The sequence below is a fragment of the Nocardioides sp. NBC_00163 genome, from assembly GCF_045206295.1.
GTDB lineage: Bacteria > Actinomycetota > Actinomycetes > Propionibacteriales > Nocardioidaceae > Nocardioides.
Genome location: NZ_CP108155.1, coordinates 2642405 through 2656547, shown reverse-complemented (window position 1 = coordinate 2656547; position 14143 = coordinate 2642405). Strand labels below are relative to the sequence as shown.

The window sequence follows — 14143 nt, the reverse complement described above, 5'->3', positions numbered from 1 at the left end:
AGAAGTCGGCGGGCTACCGAGCGTGCCGGGTGCGCCACGCGTCCAGGGCGATGATGCCCAGCATGGCGAGTCCCGCGATCACGGCGGCCGCCGCACCCGCCGTCACCGTCCAGACCGCCGCGAGCAGGAGGCCGACCGCGCCGATCGTCATCAGGGTCGCCCCGATCGTGATGAACAGCGGCGCGTGGAAGGCTCGGGCGTACGGCAGGAAGTGCGCCCCCACGAAGAAGGCGATCACCGCCCCCTCCGCCCCCTCGAGTCCTTGGGCCCCCAGGAGCTTGCGGCCGAGGAAGATGCCGAGAAGCATGAAAGCAATCCCGGCGAGGTAGACGAGCCCGGCTAGCGGCCCCACCTGCTCCGGGGGCGTGAACCGCCGGGGAACCACGAAGACAGCCCAGACGTACGCGGTGAGCGCCAGGACCCATGCGGCCAGCGCAGCGGTCGGCCAGCCACCGTCCAGGAGCCCACGGTTGACGAACACGAACACCGTCGCGCCGACCGCCCCGATCGTGGTCCCCCACACCCGGGGGTCGTGCATCCGCGCACCCCCGCGCGACACCGTTCCCGCGACCTCTGTCATGGCCAGGATCGTAGCGACAGGCTCGTCTAGGGGGCATCCCGCACTACCCCGGTAGGGGGTCGAATGGCTCCCGGGAGTGACGCGCGGATCGACACCTGATTCCTACCGTCACGGCCATGACAGTTGTGACGCCGCTCAGATACGGCCTCAACGAGGCCGATGGAACCATCGGGCCCAACCTCCTCGCCTGCGACCCTCCCGGAGGGGCACGGGTCGTCGAGGCTTTCGGGGACGTCGTGACCGCCGACCACATCGCGGTCCTGGTGCCCGGCAACGGCCACCACCTCGGCAACTACTTCACCAGCACCGAGGCCCACAGTCCGCGCTCACGTGGGCAGCTGCTGCTGCGTACGATGCAGGCGACCGCGCCCGAGAGCCGGTCGGCCGTCGTGGTCTGGCTGGGCTACCACTCGCCGCCGGAGTGGTACAACGCGATCACCAACGGCCCCGCCTACGCCGGCGCGCGGGACCTGGCGAACCTCACCCACTACCTGCCGCGCGCCGCCCACCTCACCCTGGTCGGCCACAGCTACGGCTCGACGGTCGCCGGGCTCTCTCTCGCCAGTGCTCGCGCCGAGGACTGCGTCGCGCTGGGCAGCCCCGGGATGGGCGTGGTGCACCGCTCGGAGCTCGGGTCACGCACCCGGCTCTGGGCCGCGTACGGCGAGACCGACCGGATCCGGCTGGTCCCGCAGGTGCGGGTCGGCCGCCTCGGTCTGGGCCGCGGCCCGCTGCATCCCGAGCTCGGAGCGACCCGGTTCGGCACCGGCGACATCCCCGGCCACTGCGGCTACTACGCCGACGGCAGCGAGTCGCTGCTCAATATCGCCCGGATCGCTCTGGGCCGCTACGACGAGGTGACCCCGGCCGGCCTCACCACCACCCCGCGCACACCCCGACCCGCACGATCCATCGCAGCCATGGAGGCAGCAGCATGATCACCGACGAACCCGCCATCTGGACCCAGGCACTCCGCAAGAGCTACCCCGGCCGCGGCGCCGCCCTGGACGGCATCGACCTCGCCGTCCCCGCCGGTACCGTCCACGGCCTGCTCGGCCCCAACGGCGCCGGCAAGACGACGACCGTACGCATCCTGGCCACGCTCGCCTCGTTCGACTCGGGCCAGGCCTGGGTCGCCGGCCGCAACGTCGCCCGTGACCGGGCGGGCGTGCGAGCGCGCATCGGCATCGCCGGACAGTACGCCGCCGTGGATGGCATCCTGAGCGGCCGTCAGAACCTGGAGATGTTCGCCCGCCTGCACCGGATGCGGGCCCGGGAGGCACGAGCCCGCGCGGACGAGCTGCTCGAGCGTTTCGACCTCGTCGAGGCCGCCGGCCGCCCGGTGAAGGGTTACTCCGGAGGCATGCGCAGGCGGCTCGACCTCGCGGTCAGCCTCATCCGCAGCCCTCGGGTGCTCTTCCTCGACGAGCCCACCACCGGCCTCGACCCGCGCAGCCGGCTCGAGGTCTGGGACGCGGTCCGCGAGCTGGCCGACTCCGGCACGACCGTGCTGCTGACCACCCAGTACCTGGAGGAGGCCGACCGGTTGTGTTCACGCATCACGATGGTCGACCGCGGTCGTGTCGTCGCCGAGGGGTCGCCCGCCGAGCTGAAGTCCAGCGTCGGCGGCCGTGACCTCGACGAAGCGTTCCTGCTCATCACCGAAGGAGCCTGAGATGACCACGCTGACCGACACCACCGTCCACGGATCACGCATCACGTGGGCGGCGGTCGACACCTGGGTCGTGGCCAAGCGCCACCTCCTCCATCTCGTACGCCGCCCCGACGAGCTCCTCGGCACCCTGATGATCCCGGTGATGGCCGTGGCCATGTTCGGCTTCGTCTTCGGTGAGGCCTTCGGGGTCGCGATGGACGTGCCGGGCGCGGAGTACCGCGAGTTCCTGCTCCCCGGCCTCTTCGCGCTCACCATGGCGTTCGGCATCGGCAACACCACGATCTCGGTCGCCGAGGACGTACGCGGCGGGGTGCTGGACCGGATGCGATCCCTCCCGATGTCCCCGGTGGCGGTGCTGGCTGGACGCGCCCTGGCCGACATGATCCTGGCGGTGGTCGAGCTGACCATCCTGCTGGCGCTGGGGACGCTGTTCGGCTGGCAGGCCCATCTCGGCCTCGGAGCGGTGATCGCCGCACTCGGGCTCCTGGTCCTCCTCCGGATGGCCTTCTCCTGGGTCGGCATCCTGCTCGGCCTGCTGGTCAGCGGTCCCGAGGCGGCGATGAAGTACTTCGCGCTCGTCTTCCCGCTCGCCATGGTCGCCGACACGATCGTGCCGACCGACCTGATGCCGGGCTGGCTCGCCCTCCCCGCCGAGTGGAACCCGCTCTCCTCCACCGTCATCGCCACTCGCGAGCTCTTCGGCAACATGGCCGCCCCGGCCACCACCTGGGTCGGCGAGCACGCGCTGACCATGGCCGTCCTCTGGCCGGTCGCCATCATCGCGGTCTGCTTGCCGCTGGCCATGGCGCGGTTGCGCCGACTGGGCCGGTGACCACGATGACCACGCTCCCAGGTCAGGCGCACCGTCAGGTCAACGCCTACACCGAGCTGATGAGTCGGGTCAGGCAGGAGGGTCTCCTGGCGCGGTCGCCGAGGACGTACGTCCGGCGTGCGGCCCTCCTCGGCACCGGCTTCGCGCTCGCGCTGATCGCCCTGCTCGCCCTCGGACAGACCTGGTGGCAGCTGCTGGTCGCGGCAGCCTTCGGGGTGCTGTTCACCCAGACGGCGTTCCTCTCCCACGACGGCGCCCACCGTCAGATCTTCGCCTCGGGCCCGAAGAACGAGTGGGCCTCGCGGATCCTCGGCAACCTCGTCGTCGGGCTGAGCTACGGCTGGTGGATGCGCAAGCACACCCGCCACCACGCCAACCCGAACAAGGTCGACGCGGACGAGGACATCCGCCCCTCGGTCCTGCTGTTCACACCCGAGGACGTCGAGCGACGTACAGGGCTCAAGCGGTGGCTCACCGCCCGCCAGGGATGGCTGTTCTTCCCGCTGCTGACCCTCGAAGGCATCAACCTCCACGTCGGTGCCGTCCGCACCGTGATCGGCGACAGAGACCTCAAGCATCGGCGTACGGAGGCAGTGCTCCTCGCGCTGCGGCTGATCGGCTGGCCGGTGCTGGTCTGCTCGGTCCTGGGCCTCGGCCTCGGCGCGGCGTTCCTCGGCGTGCAGCTGGCCGTCTTCGGGGTCTACATGGGCGCCAGCTTCGCCCCGAACCACAAGGGCATGCCGCTGGTCCCGCGCGACACCAGGATCGACTTCCTCTCCCGCCAGGTCCTGACCTCCCGCAACATCCGCGGCGGGCGCTGGGTCGACTGGCTGATGGGTGGCCTGAACCTGCAGATCGAGCACCACCTCTTCCCCAGCATGCCGAGCAGCAGCCTCCGTCGCGCCCAGCCCCTCGTCCGCGCCTACTGCGCCGAGCAGGGCGTCCCCTACACCGAGGCCGGCCTCCTGGAGTCGTACGTCATCGTCGTCCGGCACCTCAACCGCGTAGGCCTCGGCGACCGTGACCCCTTCGCCTGCCCGTTCGTCGTGGCCAACAGGACAGGCTGACCGTACGGCCGGAGATCGCCCATCGTGGGTGAGGGGGCGGCCCCGGCGTCCAACTACCGTGCCGACGGAGTCCAGGGCCGAATCCGGGGAGAGGAATCGCATGCCTTCCGTTGCCGAGTCGCTGCTCTGGATCTCGATCGTCGCCGTCGTGGCCCCCATCGTCGCTGGCTTGATCCCACGCCGCCTGGTCCCGGAGGTCGTCCTTCTCCTCGGACTCGGAATGCTGATCGGGCCGTTCGGGCTCACATTGGCCGTCGAAGGCCCACCCATCGAGCTGCTGAGCGAGCTCGGCCTGGGCATGCTGTTCCTTCTGGCCGGCTTCGAGATCAAACCTGCGGAGCTGATCGGGCGGGCCGGACGACGCGCGGGTCTGACCTGGTTGACGTGTCTCGGCCTGGCGTTCGCCCTCACCGCCTTGCTGGCTGCAGCGGGGGTGGTTGATGGAGAAGTGGCCCTGGCCATCGCCCTGACGTCGACCGCCCTGGGAACCCTGCTGCCGATCCTCAAGGACTCCGGCATGACCACAGGTCGGGTGGGCGAGTCGGTCCTGCGCCACGGTGCGTACGGCGAGCTCGGGCCCGTCGTGGCCATGGCACTGCTTCTGGGCACCCGCGGCGCGACGACATCGCTCCTGATCCTGCTGGTCTTCGCCGCGGTGGCTCTCCTGCTGACGATCCCGTCGCTTCGGCTGCGCGGTGGCAGCTCGTGGTTGCTCGTGCACATTCGTCATGGGGCGGAGTCGACCAGTCAAACCCCAGTTCGGCTGACTCTCCTGCTGCTGGTCACCCTCAGCTTCGTCGCGCACGAACTGGACCTGGACATCGTGCTCGCTGCGTTCGCAGCCGGCTTCATCCTCCGGCTGGCCCTCCCGGACGGCGACGAGAGGTTCGAGGCGCGGCTCGAGGGCATCGCCTTCGGACTGCTCGTGCCCGTGTTCTTCGTGACCTCGGGAATGGCCATCGATCCACGAGCCATCGGGCGCAACCCCGGCGCCTTCGCGGCCGTGCTCGCGCTCATCCTGATCGCCCGCGCCCTTCCCGTGTTCATCGCCAGCCGCTTTCTCGGGCCACCCCAGGACCGCTTCGATACTCGCGACGGCGCGGCGGTGGCGCTCTTCGCCGCCACCGGGCTGCCCATCATCGTCGCGGTGACCTCGGTCTCGGTGTCATCGGGTGAGATGTCGACCGAGAGCGCCTCGGTGCTCGTGGGCGCCGGCGCTACCACCGTGCTCTTGTTGCCCATGCTTGCGACTGTGCTGTTGGGCAGGTCGCAGCCTCGCGATGAGTCCCGGTCCGGAGCGGACACGCCGACTGGCTCTTGAACCGCCCTGAAGCGCCTACCTTCCAGTCGAGACGGCATGCCCTACGAGGTCGGATCGGCGAGCACCGCTGCCCGGACCCGCCCGTGATCGGAGTAGCCCGCATCAGCCTCCACGGTGCCGGCGCCGCCGAGCTCCCTCTCCCACTCCCGGGTGAGGGACTCGGTCTCGCCCGCCTCGCGGGCTCGCCGGTCGAAGGTGACCCGGGTGACGTACCCGTCTTCGGACCAGATCAGCACCCCGTCGACCTCGGCCTCGAAGCGCTCGCCGTCGGGCAGCACCAGGTCGATCCGGTCGCTGTTGTAGTCGCGCATCCCCGGGAACTCCTCGTTGTCCTCGGGCAGGCTGGAGAGCTGGATCGGCTCGCGCAGGTCGAGCTCGATGGTGTCGGGGTCGCGGGTGAGCTGGGCGAACACGACGAGCGTGGCGATGAAGAGCACCGGCACCGCGAGCACGCCGACCCCGGACCAGGCCAGTGGCTTGGGATTCTTCCCTGACAACCGGACCACTCCGGCGGCCACGAGCAGGATCACCCCGACGGCCACGAAGAACAGCAGGATCGCCCCGACGACGATGATCAGAACCGCCCCACCCGCACCCATGGCCCCCAGTATCCCGGCCGTACGGTGCTCCGCACGCCCGAACGGGCTAGGAGACGGTCGCGACGACGCAGACGGCCAGGGTGGAGAAGTAGACGACGCCGGCGAACAGGGCGTGGAAGCCGACCCGGAGCGGCAGCCTGCGTCTGAAGATCGAGCGGATGGCGACCTTGTAGGCGTTGACCGTCGAGAGGTGGCTGCCGCCCATCCGTCGCGTACGCCACAGCAGCATGTTGTCGCCGAAGCCGTTGCCGATGGTGATGAGCAGGAGTGCGGACCACGCCCAGAGGACCTGGTCGACCAGGACGTACGTCGTCCAGCAGGCGAGTCCGAGGACGGAGAGGCCGACGTGGGTGAGCACCACCGGCGAACGGACGCGGCCATGCCGGAACCAGCCCGTCAGCAGCAGGACTCCGACCGCGGCCTGGACGAGCCACGCCACGAGGACGACGTACGACATGGTGCGACCGTACGGGCCCTCGTGGCGCGGTGGACGAGTCGAGCCGGCGATCCCCGATAGAGGGGATCGCCTCCCGGACCCTCAGAACGGGGTCAGCGTCACCGCCATCTCGGAGGCGTTGTCCTCGACGTACGAGGCGAAGCCGCCGACGTCGTCGAAGGCGAACCCGTAGGCCTTCCCGTCGACCGTGTTGTCGTGCATCGCCTTGCAGTACGCATGGACCGGATCGCCCTGGTAGAAGCCGCCAGGGTCGCTCGTGGGCTGGTCGGCGGAGGCCAGGAGAGTGGTCCGGTTGAAGCCCGCGCCGAGCACGGCGGCGACCGGACCGGTGATGCCGTCGTTGGGAGCGGCCAGCGCGCCGTCGCAGAAGAGCACGTCCCGGGTCGAGGGCCGGGTGAACGCCTTCACCCCGCCGTCGAAGACGAACTGGTCGCCGCTGACCCGGCCGGTGAAGGTGGTGTTGTTGGCCTTCACGACGAGCGACTCCGCGGCGTACTTCGACCACACCTGGTCGATGTAGGAGTCGAAGTAGGTGGCGGAGAACCGACCCGCGTCCAGACCGTGTCCCGGTGCGATGATGCGCCGGTCGTCGACGACGAGGGAGCCGAAGTCGGGCGAGGCCGAGACGGCGGAGAAGATCTTCGCGCGGCCGCCCTCGACGAGGGTGCCGGTGGTCGGGGACTCCTCGCCGGTCAGCGCGATCGAGAGCGGGACGCTGAACATGTCGACCATGGTCGTGTTGCAGTAGATCCGGCCGCTCTTGTAGGTGAACTCGACGCAGTCGTGCAGCACGCCGTAGCTGGGGTCGGACTCGACCCACGCCGCCGGATAGGCGAGCGCGTTGCCCTCGTTGACCTTGAACTTCAGCTTGTCGCCGAGCGAGAAGTAGATCCGGCCGGACATGTCGGCGGGGATCTGGGAGAGCGTGTCGCCGCTGCCCGAGAACGGGATCGCGTAGTCGGCGTAGCCGTCGGCGCCGTTGTCGGCGAGCGAGACGGGCACGAGCGTGCCCTCGGGCGTGACCCGGGACTGCTCGCCCGTGGTCAGGTTGGTGCCGACGATGTAGAAGTGGATGGAGGCGTTGTCGTACGCGCCGGTCCGGTTGGCGAAGCGGAGCCGGATGGTGGCCTGGGCTCCGATTCGTTGCGGGCGCATGGCTTGCGCGGCCTGCCAGCTGGTCCCGCCGAGGAGCGGCACGGCGAAGGCGGCAGAGGTGGCGGCGAGTACAGATCGTCTGGTCAGCATGGGACCTCCCGAGTGGGGAACTGTAGGAACCCGAATTACAGTAAGGGGCCTTTACAGTAAAAGTCCATACCTTCGGCGAGAGGCGTCGGGACGGCCTCGGTTCGATCACAAACACCGATCGAGTGACCAAAACGGCGGTCCGGGGGCAGCGGATGTCTCGTCAACCTCGCTAGCCTGAATGCTTGTGAAAGTTGTCGTGCTCACCGGAGCCGGGATCTCCGCCGAGAGCGGTCTCGCGACCTTCCGGGATGCTGATGGGCTCTGGCAGGGTCACCACGTCGACAAAGTGGCGACACCCGAGGCGTTCCATCGTGATCCCGCGACGGTCCATCGGTTCTACGACGACCGCCGCCGGGAGCTGCGCGCAGTGGTGCCCAACCCGGCCCATATTGCGCTGGCCAGGCTCGAGCAGGTCCTCGGCGACGAGCTGCTGGTGGTCACGCAGAACGTCGATGACCTGCACGAACGCGCCGGCTCCCGCCGGGTGGTGCACATGCACGGCGAGCTGCTCTCGGCCCTCTGCGACTCCTGTCAGGGCCGGTTCGCGTGGGACGACGACCTCGCCGACGCTCCCGCCTGCCCGGGGTGCGGGAACGACACGCTGAGGCCCGACGTGGTGTGGTTCGGCGAGATGCCTTACGACCTCGACCTGATCGAGCAGGCGCTCGCCCAGGCCGACCTCTTCGTCGCCATCGGCACCAGCGGCGCGGTCTACCCGGCCGCCGGTTTCGTACGCATGGCCGCCCGCGCCGGGGCCAAGACGCTCGAGCTCAACCTGGACTCGTCCGAGACCTCGCACCTCTTCGACGACGCCCGTCAGGGGCCGGCCGGCAAGCTGGTGCCCGAGTGGGTCGCCGACGTACAGGCCCTCGCGCGTTGACCGCTTCGTAAACTCTGTCACGATAGGCCGCGTGCTTCGCCATGCCGTGCTCACGACCGCCCTCATCGTCGCGCTGACCAGCGCTCTCGCCGGCTGTGGTGACGAGGAGGGATCGCTGTCCCAGGCGCGCGACTACGCGAAGGAGCCCGGCAACCAGATCGCCGAGGACGCCCGCACCGCGATGCACGACATCAAGACCGTGCATGTCGAGGGTGACGTGCTCGACTCGGAGAGCACCAAGATCACCGTCGACCTCGACGTCTCCGCCGACGACGCCTGCGTCGGCAAGGTCAGCATCGGCGACGGCCAGATCTCGCTGCGCTCCATCGACGGCTCGGCCTGGTATCAGGGCGACGAGGAGTTCTGGAAGTCGATCGCGCCGGCCAAGGGCGAGGGTGAGCGCATCGCCAAGCGGGTCGGTGAGAAGTGGGTGAAGCTCGAGGGCGAGCTGGCCAGCCTCCGCGCCTTCTGCAGCATCGACAGCCTCACCGACCAGATGGTCCCGGCCGAGGCCGAGGCCCAGGCGATCGGCCCGGCGATGGCCGCCGACGGCCCCGCGGTCCGCCTCGACGTCACCCACGGCGAGACCGAGAGCCGGACGTACGTCCGGGCCTCCGAGCCCCACCGGATCGTGAAGTGGACCCAGGGCAGCTCCGGCGAGCTCACCTTCTCCGACTTCGACAAGGAGTTCCAGGTCGAGGAGCCCGCCGCCGACGAGGTCTTCGACCTCGCCGAGCTGGAGAAGTGAGAACAACTCCGCAGCTATTCTCACTTTTCAGGAAAAGTGAGAATAACGCGTACGCATCGCGGTCCGCGCGCGAGGAATGAATGGGCAGTCGTGAGGCTTGCTAACCAATGTGTCCACTTCGATCAGGCCCACCCGCAGCTCGGTAGGACTTCGTAGCGAACGCGGGCCGATCCTGCTCGCGGTGATGGTCTCGCTCAGTCTGGTCGCGATCGACATGACGATCCTGGCGACGGCGGTGCCGAGCGTGGTGAAGGACCTCGGCGGTTTCGAGCAGTTCCCGTGGCTCTTCTCGATCTACGTGCTCGCCACCGCGGTGACCACGCCGCTCTACGCCAAGGTCGCCGACCGGCTCGGGCGCAAGCCGGTGATGGTCGCCGGGATCCTGGCGTTCCTGGTCGGGTCGCTGCTGTGCGGTCTGGCTTGGTCGCTGACCGCGCTGATCGTCTTCCGGGCGATCCAGGGGATCGGCGCCGGGGCGATCCAGCCGATGGCGATGACGATCGTCTCCGACATCTACACGCTGGAGGAGCGCGCGGTCGCGACGTCGTACGTCGCCTCGGTCTGGGCCACCGCCGCCATCGTCGGGCCGACGCTCGGCGGCCTCTTCGCCGACTACCTCGACTGGCGGCTGATCTTCCTGATCAACCTGCCGGTCGGGGCGGTCGCACTGTGGCTGCTGCGGCACTTCCGCGAGGACCGTCGGCCGGCCGACGATCAGGCCATCGACTGGACTGGTGCGGGACTGCTGACGGTCGGCGGGATCGCGCTGCTGCTCGGCCTGCTCGAGGGCGGGCACGCCTGGGCGTGGGCGTCGTGGCCGTCCTTCCTGATCTTCGCGGTCGGCATCGCGGCCCTGGTCGCCTTCGGGTTCGTCGAGCGTCGTGCAGCCGACCCGGTGCTGCCTCCGTGGGTCCTCAGCCACCGCGTCCTCGCGCCGGCCAACGCCGCCAGCCTGATCGTCGGCGTGGTGATGCTCGGGCTGACGACGTACGTCCCGCTCTATGCCCAGAGCGTGCTGGGTCACTCGGCGCTGGTGGCCGGGTTCGCGCTCGCCGGGATGAGCATCGGCTGGCCGATCGCCGCCGCCACGGCCGGCCGGATCTACCTCTCGAAGGGTTTCCGGACCGCGGTCGCGCTCGGCTCTCTGCTGGTCATCGCCGGCGGGCTGGTGCTGATCACCGTCGGCGAGAACTCGTCGATCTGGCACCTGGCGATCCCGTGCTTCGTGCTCGGCCTCGGCTTCGGCTGGTCGGTCAACCCGGGCGTCGTCGCGGCCGGGTCGGCGGTCGACTGGGAGGTGCGCGGGGTGGCGACCGGGTCCAACATGTTCGCCCGCTCGGTCGGCTCGGCGCTGGGCGTCGCGCTCTTCGGTGCGGTCGCGAACGGGTTGGTCAGGCGTGAGTACGCCGGGGGAGAGGTGCCCCCGCTCGAAGCCCTGCCTGCCGATGTCCTCGCGCCGGCGCTGCACGTTGTCTTCGTCGTAGGCCTGATCGTCTCGGTTCCGCTGGTGGTCGTGGCCTGGCGTACGCCGGTCCGGATCACCAGGTGAACAGTGGTTACCACCGAGTAACCACTGCGTCGTAGACTCCGAGGCATGCTGAAGCGCGACCACTATGAGGAAGACCACGAGGACTTCCGAGCCTCCGTCCAGCAGTGGCTGGAGCGTTCGGTCAAGCCCCACACCGACAAGCACATCGCCGACAAGGCGCTGCCCCGCGAGTTCTGGCTCGAAGCCGGTGAGAACGGCTTCCTCGGTCTCGCTATCCCGGAGGAGTACGGCGGCGCCGGCGCCGACGACTTCCGCTTCAACGCGGTCCTCGCCGAGGAGCTCGCCAAGATCGGCGCGGCCTACCCGACCTGCGTCGGCATCCACTCCGACATCACCGCTCCCTACCTGGTCCGCCTCGGCACCGAGGAGCAGAAGCAGCGCTGGCTCCCGGGCGTGGCCTCCGGTGAGATCCTGCTCGCCATCGGCATGACCGAGCCGTCCGGCGGCTCCGACCTGGCCGCGCTGAAGACCACCGCGGTCCGCGACGGCGACGAGTGGGTCATCAACGGCTCCAAGACCTTCATCACCAACGGCTACTCCTGCGACCTGGTCATCACCGCGGTCCGCACCGACCCGGAGAAGGGCGCCAAGGGCATCACCCTCTTCGCGATCGAGGCGACCAAGGAGGGCTTCTCGCGTGGTCGCAAGCTCGACAAGGTCGGCATGGAGGAGTCCGACACCGCCGAGCTCTTCTTCGAGAACGTACGTGTCACCGACGCCGAGATCATCGGCGAGCTCAACCGCGGCTTCATCCACATGATGGAGGAGCTCCCGCAGGAGCGCGTCTCGTGCGCCGTCGCCAACGTGGCGCAGGCCAAGCAGATCCTGCTCGAGACCGTGCAGTACGCCAAGGACCGCAAGGCCTTCGGCCAGTCCATCGGCGCCTTCCAGCACAACAAGTTCCTGCTCGCCGAGCTGATCACCCAGATCGAGGTCGCCGAGGCGTACGTCGACAAGTGCGTCGCCGCGCACGCCCGCGGTGAGCTCACCCCGGTCGAGGCGTCCAAGGCCAAGTGGTGGTCCTCGCAGGCGCAGTCCGAGGTGCTCGACCACTGCGTCCAGATCCACGGCGGCTACGGCTTCATGAACGAGTACCGCGTCGCTCGCGCCTGGCGCGACGCCCGCGTCACCAAGATCTGGGCCGGTTCCAACGAGATCATGAAGGAGCTCATCGGCCGCGACCTCGGCTTCTGAGTCTCACTTCGTACGTTCCCTTCGTACGTCTCTGACGGGCGTCCACCTCCGGGTGGGCGCCCGTCGGCGTATGAAGTGTGTAAAAGTGCCTCGCATGAGTCTCGGACGCAACGAACCTCGAACCGCTGACGTACCCATGGGTATGACCCCCACCAAGATCAGCACCGACATGAACAAGCGCAAGATCCGCCCCGCGGCGTACCTGCTGCCCGTTCTGGCGCTGACGCTGGCACCGACGTTGGCCGGATGTGGCTCCGAGGCGACCGACCCAGGCGCTAACGTGTCTGATGTGCCCACATCGTCCAGCCCGACGCCCGCCGAGGACCCGAAGGTCGCAGCCGCGATCGCCGACCTGGCCAAGCGTCAGGGGGTGAAGAGCGAAGAGATCACCGTCGTGTCCAACGACAAGGTGACCTGGCGCGACGGCAGCCTCGGCTGCCCCGAGCCCGGGAAGATGTACACGATGGTCCTGACCGACGGCGTACGCGTGGTGCTCGAGGTCGCGGGGAAGACCTACGAGTATCACGGCGGCGAGAGCGGCCCGGTCAGCTTCTGCGAGAACCCACAGGAGCCCGTCCCCGGCGAGGCGAGCAGTGACGCTCCCCAGTGAGGGTGCCCACGCGGGCCACGGGGACGCCGAGGAGCGGGCCGACGGGCTGAAGAACCGGCTCAACTGGCTGCGTGCGGGCGTCCTCGGAGCCAACGACGGCATCGTCTCCACCGCCGGTGTGGTGATGGGTGTCGCCGGCGCGACCACCGACGACGCCTCGATCCTCATCGCCGGCGTCGCCGCTCTGGTGGCGGGCGCGATCAGCATGGCGGCGGGGGAGTACGTCTCGGTGTCCACCCAGCGTGACACCGAGAAGTCGCTGATCGCCAAGGAGCGTCGCGAGCTGCGGGAGATGCCCGAGGAGGAGCTGCGCGAGCTGGAAGGGTTCCTGCGCGAGCGCGGTCTCGAGCCCGAGACCGCCGTCGACGTCGCTCGTCAGCTCACCAAGCGCGACGCGCTACGGGCCCACGCCGTCCTCGAGCTCGGTATCGACGTCGACGATCTCACCTCACCGTGGTCCGCGGCCTGGGCGTCGATGCTGTCGTTCACACTCGGGGCGCTGCTGCCCCTGCTGTCGATCATGCTCCTCCCGGACAGCGCCCGCATCTGGGGGACCGTCCTCACGGTCACCGCCGCGCTCGCCGTCACCGGCTGGACCAGCGCGCGCCTCGGCTACGCACCACCTGTCCGGGCGGCCCTGCGCAACGTCGCCGGCGGCCTGCTCGCGATGCTGGTGACCTACGTCGTCGGCGACCTCCTCGGCACACAACTCAGGTGACCCGGCCCCTGTCGCCGGGCACAATGGGCATCGATGAATCGAATGTTCGTGGCGGTGATCCCGCCGGAGTCGGTGATCGAGGATCTCGACGAGTTCTTGTCCGTACGCCGCGACGCGGCCGCCTTTCGCTGGTCGGCGCCTGACCAGCTCCATCTGACGCTCGCCTTCGCCGAGCACGTCCCCGACCGGTCCCTCGATGACGCGATCGAGCGGCTGGAGACGGCCGCGGGGCGGCGTACGCCCTTCGAGCTGACCGTCACCGGAGGCGGTGCCTTTCCCAACGCGACAGAGGGCAAGGTCCTCTACGCGGGCGTCGAGACCGACGCCGCCGAGGAGCTCGACCGGGTCGCCGCCGGGACCCGGAACGCCCTGGTCAAGGCCGGGGTCGAGGTCGACGGCGGCCGCTTCCGGCCACATCTGACGGTCGCCCGGACCGGGACGCCGATGGAGCTCAGCAACTGGGTGCGACTGCTCGATGCGTACCGTGGCCCGACCTGGACCGTCTCCTCCTTCGCGCTGGTGCACTCCCGGCTCGGGGAGGGGCCGAGGAAGCGTCCGGTCTACGAGGTCATAGCAGAGTTCTCCTTCGGGTGAGAGGAAGCCCCGGGCGGTACCGGTCGGGACCCCACATCGCTACCGTGTGCGCCCTGTTTCTGACCTGACCAGAG

The 14143-nt window shown here is 69.2% G+C and carries 16 protein-coding genes; 12 read left to right on the top strand and 4 right to left on the bottom strand.

All coding sequences use genetic code 11. From position 1 onward, the window contains the following. Window positions 1-13: 13 nt before the first annotated feature. The gene (locus tag OG801_RS12780; protein WP_355017584.1) at window positions 14-580 is read right to left on the bottom strand and encodes a hypothetical protein; all 567 of its coding nucleotides are present in this window, start codon (window positions 578-580) and stop codon (window positions 14-16) included. 116 nt (window positions 581-696) lie between these two features. Here OG801_RS12780 and OG801_RS12775 point away from each other — a divergent pair, with 116 nt between their 5' ends. From OG801_RS12775 to OG801_RS12755, 5 genes are all read left to right on the top strand, one after another. Further along, window positions 697-1518, top strand: coding sequence for an alpha/beta hydrolase (locus tag OG801_RS12775; RefSeq protein ID WP_406035980.1), 822 nt, complete (start codon window positions 697-699; stop codon window positions 1516-1518). Beyond that, window positions 1515-2255, top strand: a complete 741-nt coding sequence (locus tag OG801_RS12770; protein ID WP_406035979.1) for an ABC transporter ATP-binding protein — start codon at window positions 1515-1517, stop codon at window positions 2253-2255. The genes OG801_RS12775 and OG801_RS12770 overlap by 4 nt, the downstream gene beginning before the upstream one ends. A 1-nt stretch (window position 2256) precedes the next feature. Beyond that, a complete protein-coding gene (locus OG801_RS12765; RefSeq protein ID WP_406035978.1) occupies window positions 2257-3087 on the top strand; it encodes an ABC transporter permease in 831 nt (276 codons plus the stop codon). Window positions 3088-3092: 5 nt separating this feature from the next. Next, window positions 3093-4154 carry a fatty acid desaturase family protein gene (locus tag OG801_RS12760; RefSeq protein WP_406035977.1) on the top strand — a complete coding sequence of 354 codons (1062 nt, stop codon included), beginning with the start codon at window positions 3093-3095 and terminating at the stop codon, window positions 4152-4154. A 100-nt stretch (window positions 4155-4254) separates the two neighbouring features. Further along, window positions 4255-5475, top strand: a complete 1221-nt coding sequence (locus tag OG801_RS12755; RefSeq protein WP_406035976.1) for a cation:proton antiporter — start codon at window positions 4255-4257, stop codon at window positions 5473-5475. Window positions 5476-5516: 41 nt separating this feature from the next. On the opposite strand, the gene OG801_RS12750 is transcribed toward OG801_RS12755, so the two are convergent. The 3 genes from OG801_RS12750 to OG801_RS12740 all read right to left on the bottom strand — a co-directional run bounded on the left by OG801_RS12750 (window position 5517) and on the right by OG801_RS12740 (window position 7776). Further along, window positions 5517-6074 (bottom strand): hypothetical protein, encoded by a 558-nt coding sequence (locus OG801_RS12750; RefSeq protein ID WP_355017590.1) that lies wholly within the window; start codon window positions 6072-6074, stop codon window positions 5517-5519. Window positions 6075-6120: 46 nt separating this feature from the next. Beyond that, the gene (locus OG801_RS12745; RefSeq protein ID WP_406035975.1) at window positions 6121-6531 is read right to left on the bottom strand and encodes a hypothetical protein; all 411 of its coding nucleotides are present in this window, start codon (window positions 6529-6531) and stop codon (window positions 6121-6123) included. 81 nt (window positions 6532-6612) lie between these two features. Then, complete coding sequence (locus OG801_RS12740) at window positions 6613-7776, bottom strand: beta-1,3-glucanase family protein (RefSeq protein ID WP_406035974.1); 1164 nt, start codon at window positions 7774-7776, stop codon at window positions 6613-6615. A gap of 178 nt (window positions 7777-7954) precedes the next feature. Between OG801_RS12740 and OG801_RS12735 the strand changes: the two genes are divergently transcribed. The 7 genes from OG801_RS12735 to thpR all read left to right on the top strand — a co-directional run bounded on the left by OG801_RS12735 (window position 7955) and on the right by thpR (window position 14069). After that, the gene (locus OG801_RS12735; protein WP_406035973.1) at window positions 7955-8656 is read left to right on the top strand and encodes an NAD-dependent deacylase; all 702 of its coding nucleotides are present in this window, start codon (window positions 7955-7957) and stop codon (window positions 8654-8656) included. Between the two features lie 31 nt (window positions 8657-8687). Beyond that, entirely contained in the window at window positions 8688-9404 is a 717-nt protein-coding gene (locus OG801_RS12730) for a hypothetical protein (protein WP_406035972.1), read from the top strand. Window positions 9405-9513: 109 nt separating this feature from the next. Continuing rightward, window positions 9514-10953 (top strand): MDR family MFS transporter, encoded by a 1440-nt coding sequence (locus OG801_RS12725; protein WP_406035971.1) that lies wholly within the window; start codon window positions 9514-9516, stop codon window positions 10951-10953. 45 nt (window positions 10954-10998) lie between these two features. Further along, the gene (locus OG801_RS12720; RefSeq protein WP_406035970.1) at window positions 10999-12147 is read left to right on the top strand and encodes an acyl-CoA dehydrogenase family protein; all 1149 of its coding nucleotides are present in this window, start codon (window positions 10999-11001) and stop codon (window positions 12145-12147) included. A gap of 94 nt (window positions 12148-12241) precedes the next feature. After that, on the top strand, window positions 12242-12757 hold the full coding sequence (locus OG801_RS12715) for a hypothetical protein (RefSeq protein WP_406035969.1): 516 nt from the start codon (window positions 12242-12244) through the stop codon (window positions 12755-12757). Then, window positions 12741-13475, top strand: coding sequence for a VIT family protein (locus OG801_RS12710; RefSeq protein ID WP_406035968.1), 735 nt, complete (start codon window positions 12741-12743; stop codon window positions 13473-13475). The genes OG801_RS12715 and OG801_RS12710 overlap by 17 nt, the downstream gene beginning before the upstream one ends. 33 nt (window positions 13476-13508) lie before the next feature. After that, a complete protein-coding gene (gene thpR / locus OG801_RS12705; RefSeq protein ID WP_406035967.1) occupies window positions 13509-14069 on the top strand; it encodes an RNA 2',3'-cyclic phosphodiesterase in 561 nt (186 codons plus the stop codon). The last annotated feature ends 74 nt before the right edge of the window (window positions 14070-14143 follow it).

What these genes read in the sequence shown, in the direction of transcription:
- OG801_RS12780 (WP_355017584.1), bottom strand. Translation starts at nt 580, where the DNA reads ATGACAGAGGTCGCGGGAACGGTGTCGCGCGGGGGTGCGCGGATGCAC.
- OG801_RS12775 (WP_406035980.1), top strand. Translation starts at nt 697, where the DNA reads ATGACAGTTGTGACGCCGCTCAGATACGGCCTCAACGAGGCCGATGGA.
- OG801_RS12770 (WP_406035979.1), top strand. Translation starts at nt 1,515, where the DNA reads ATGATCACCGACGAACCCGCCATCTGGACCCAGGCACTCCGCAAGAGC.
- OG801_RS12765 (WP_406035978.1), top strand. Translation starts at nt 2,257, where the DNA reads ATGACCACGCTGACCGACACCACCGTCCACGGATCACGCATCACGTGG.
- OG801_RS12760 (WP_406035977.1), top strand. Translation starts at nt 3,093, where the DNA reads ATGACCACGCTCCCAGGTCAGGCGCACCGTCAGGTCAACGCCTACACC.
- OG801_RS12755 (WP_406035976.1), top strand. Translation starts at nt 4,255, where the DNA reads ATGCCTTCCGTTGCCGAGTCGCTGCTCTGGATCTCGATCGTCGCCGTC.
- OG801_RS12750 (WP_355017590.1), bottom strand. Translation starts at nt 6,074, where the DNA reads ATGGGTGCGGGTGGGGCGGTTCTGATCATCGTCGTCGGGGCGATCCTG.
- OG801_RS12745 (WP_406035975.1), bottom strand. Translation starts at nt 6,531, where the DNA reads ATGTCGTACGTCGTCCTCGTGGCGTGGCTCGTCCAGGCCGCGGTCGGA.
- OG801_RS12740 (WP_406035974.1), bottom strand. Translation starts at nt 7,776, where the DNA reads ATGCTGACCAGACGATCTGTACTCGCCGCCACCTCTGCCGCCTTCGCC.
- OG801_RS12735 (WP_406035973.1), top strand. Translation starts at nt 7,955, where the DNA reads ATGCTTGTGAAAGTTGTCGTGCTCACCGGAGCCGGGATCTCCGCCGAG.
- OG801_RS12720 (WP_406035970.1), top strand. Translation starts at nt 10,999, where the DNA reads ATGCTGAAGCGCGACCACTATGAGGAAGACCACGAGGACTTCCGAGCC.
- OG801_RS12715 (WP_406035969.1), top strand. Translation starts at nt 12,242, where the DNA reads ATGAGTCTCGGACGCAACGAACCTCGAACCGCTGACGTACCCATGGGT.
- thpR (WP_406035967.1), top strand. Translation starts at nt 13,509, where the DNA reads ATGAATCGAATGTTCGTGGCGGTGATCCCGCCGGAGTCGGTGATCGAG.